The sequence below is a fragment of the Bradyrhizobium sp. LeoB3 genome, from assembly GCF_055456055.1.
Map to the genome: position 1 here is coordinate 1 of NZ_JBVBEF010000248.1, position 2,492 is coordinate 2,492.

General features: G+C 61.0%; 4 protein-coding genes. All 4 read left to right on the forward strand.

Going from position 1 to position 2,492, the window contains the following annotated elements:
* Window positions 1-482, forward strand: a 482-nt coding sequence (locus ACZXDY_RS45460; protein WP_464349956.1) for a transposase, incomplete at its 5' end; no start/stop codon positions are given.
* Window positions 483-625: 143 nt separating this feature from the next.
* Complete coding sequence (gene fdxB, locus ACZXDY_RS45465) at window positions 626-925, forward strand: ferredoxin III, nif-specific (protein ID WP_028169131.1); 300 nt, start codon at window positions 626-628, stop codon at window positions 923-925.
* Window positions 926-1,207: 282 nt separating this feature from the next.
* Window positions 1,208-1,603, forward strand: coding sequence for a serine hydrolase domain-containing protein (locus ACZXDY_RS45470; RefSeq protein ID WP_051397342.1), 396 nt, complete (start codon window positions 1,208-1,210; stop codon window positions 1,601-1,603).
* Window positions 1,518-2,444, forward strand: coding sequence for a serine hydrolase domain-containing protein (locus ACZXDY_RS45475; RefSeq protein WP_464349957.1), 927 nt, complete (start codon window positions 1,518-1,520; stop codon window positions 2,442-2,444). Before ACZXDY_RS45470 ends, ACZXDY_RS45475 begins: the two co-directional genes overlap by 86 nt.
* Window positions 2,445-2,492 lie beyond the last annotated feature (48 nt).

Sequence of the window (2,492 nt, forward strand, 5' to 3'; positions counted from 1 at the left end):
AGGCCAAGCTTTGCTATATGGGCCACGCCACCATGGAGAACCGGCACGGGCTGGCGGTGGCCGGCAGGGTCACGCATGCCAATGGCATCGCCGAACGCCGGGCTTCGGAGACCATGCTGAAGGCGAGACGCAAAGCCGCAGGCTGCCGCATCACGGCCGGTGAGGACAAGGCGTACGATACGGCCGATCACGTCGCCAATCTTCGCGCCATCGGCGTGACGCCGCATGTGACACAGAACCAGGCCGTCACCAAAACCGGCAAGAACCGCAACAGCGCCATCGACGAACGAACCGCGCGGCATCCGGGATACGGCATGTCGCAATCGCGCCGGGCGATGGTCGAGTGCATTTTCGGATGGGGCAAGCAGCATGGCACGATGCGCAAGACCAAACATCGTGGCATCGCTCGCGTCGCCGCCGACTTCCTGCTCAATCTGATCGCCTATAACCTGATCCGGATTCCCAAACTGCTTGCCGTTTAGCCACCCCGCGTCAGGGGGGCACCAACCAACAGGTTAAAAAATTACATCCAACTCCACCGCGCCGCTCCAACAACGACCGCCGACAATACGAAAACTCTCCATTTCAAGCTTTTTCAGCAGACTGCTTTAGAGGGTATCCGATCATGTCATTTGCAACGCGCGACGGCCGTGACTGGACACCGGAGTACCTGATGTCGATTGATGCCAAGAAGTGCATCGGCTGTGGCCGTTGTTTCAAAGTCTGCGGTCGCGACGTCATGACGTTGAAGGGCATCAACGAGGAGGGCGATCTTGTCGATCTGGACGACGACGAAGACGATGAGATCGAGAAGAAGATTATGGTGATGAATGACCAAGGCGCTTGTATCGGTTGCGGCGCCTGCGCCCGGGTTTGTCCGACCAACTGCCAAACTCACCAAACCGCCGCAACGCAAGCCGCTTGAGAGCGAGCTCTGTCCGCCTTTTGCCGCGAGCAAGCGGGAGTTGGGCGGCGAAGCCATGAACTGCGCTCGAGGATAGACCCGCTTGGCGCCGGGCGCATTCCCACCAGCTTGCGGATGCTGAGTCGCCCCGTCCCCAGAAAGAATCATGTCTTCGTCGGCCGCAGGTATGGGGTTCGGATGGCTCGAAATGTCTGCGCTACTATGGATCGGATACCGGCAGCCTCAATAACTTCATTCCGCTGTCGCGAAGAATGCTCAGAACAGCTCTACGGGAGGAACATCATGATCTCACGTCGTCTTGTGATCGGTGTGCTCGGGGCGGGACTGGTAGCGTTCGCGCTCCTTGCCACCCCGGTGGCGCTGGCCTTTTCGCCCGAAGCGCGCAATGCGAAGCTTGATCAAACCCTTAAGGAATTGGTCGAAGGCTGCAGTACTCCGGGTATTGTGGTGCTGATCCTTCAGAATGGCCGCCCGGTCTACAGCCGCAGCGTCGGCGTTCGCAAGGTGGGGAGCGCCGTGCCGATCGGCGAGAACGACATATTCCGCCTCGCCTCAATGACCAAGGCTGTCACCTCGGTGGCAGCGATGATCCTTGTCGAGCAGGGCAGGGATCGGCCTGGACGATCCGGTCAGCCGTTTCCTGCCCGAGTTCGCCAAGTTGCAGGTGCGCGGTCCTGACGGCACTGAGGGTCCTGCGAGCAGGCCGCCGACAATTCGCGAACTGCTGACCCATACGGCCGGATTCTCCTATAACTTCATCAATAATCCCCGGCTCGTTAATGCATACCGCGAAGCGCGCGTGACCGACGGGCTAGACCAGGGCGAGGTAACCACGGCCGAAGCGATGCAGCGTCTCGCCTTCGTTCCGCTTGGCTATCAGCCTGGTACAGGCTGGGAATACTCGCTGGCCACTGACGTGCTCGGGGCTGTCATCGAGAAGGTGACGGGAGCCAGCCTGGGAGCTTTTGTAACCGAGCGCATCGCAAGACCTCTGCGCATTGAGAGCTTTGTGTTCAACGCACCTGAGACCATGCGCTCACGGTTCGTGCAGGTGACACGGCCCGCACAGGTCACGGGCGCACTCGGCACGGGCTACGTTCCGGTGGTGGCACCTGAGGCTGTGCCGTTCCCTCCAACCAAGGGCACCGCCGATTTCGACCCGAACCGCGCCTTCTCTCTGACCGCCTATCACTCTGGCGGCGCCGGCATGAGCGGCACTATCGGGGACAACGGGCGGTTCCTGCAAATGCTGCTGAACGAAGGCGAACTCGACGGCGTGCGGGTGCTCCGCGCGGAAACGGTGCGGCAGATGACGCAGAACGCGACCGGCAACATGCCGACGCTTCCCGGGCCGGGTTGGGGCTTCGCGCTGGGCTTTGGGATCGTGATCGATCCGGCTGCAGCCAAGAGCCGCCTTCCGGCGGGCAGCTACGGGTGGGGCGGCATCTATGGCATGCAGTTTTGGATCGATCCGGCAAACTGCGTCGTGGGCCTAGTACCCACTTTTCATAGAACGTGAGTCGTGATTCAAGATCGGGATGATTCCCGAAGCAAGAGAAGTCCGCGT